The sequence below is a fragment of the Vibrio sp. OPT18 genome (genome assembly GCF_015163615.1).
GTDB lineage: Bacteria > Pseudomonadota > Gammaproteobacteria > Enterobacterales > Vibrionaceae > Vibrio > Vibrio coralliirubri.
In genome coordinates this window covers 1-401 of the sequence record NZ_JADDYK010000045.1, presented here as the reverse complement: position 1 = coordinate 401, position 401 = coordinate 1, and the positions used below count along the sequence as shown (strand labels likewise).

Genomic DNA, 401 nt, shown 5'->3' with positions numbered 1-401 from the left:
TTGATAGTCAGCGTGTCTTTGCTCGCATCGAAGTCATCCGGCAGGCTGATCGTCGCCGTCACGGTGCCATCTGAGCCAAGCTCTTCTTTGTTGTAGATGCCATCGTCGTTCGCATCCGCCGCTTCCAGCGCGATCGTCGGCGCTTTCACGTCAACGTCCGCTTCCAACGCGGTCGCGCTCGCTTCGGTCGAGACGTTACCCGCCGCATCGGTGATTTGTGCGGTCACGGTGCCTTCTGGCGCCACGTCCACTGTCACTTCACCCGCTGCGATTTCATCCGCCGTCAAGGTGTGGGTCGAACCGTTGATAGTCAGCGTGTCTTTGCTCGCATCGAAGTCATCCGGCAGGCTGATCGTCGCCGTCACGGTGCCATCTGAGCCAAGCTCTTCTTTGTTGTAGAT

At 58.9% G+C, this 401-nt stretch carries 1 protein-coding gene; it reads right to left on the bottom strand.

Annotated features, from left to right (window positions below):
* Positions 1 to 401: hypothetical protein (locus IQQ51_RS10180; RefSeq protein WP_228012790.1), on the bottom strand; the 401-nt coding region annotated here is incomplete at both ends.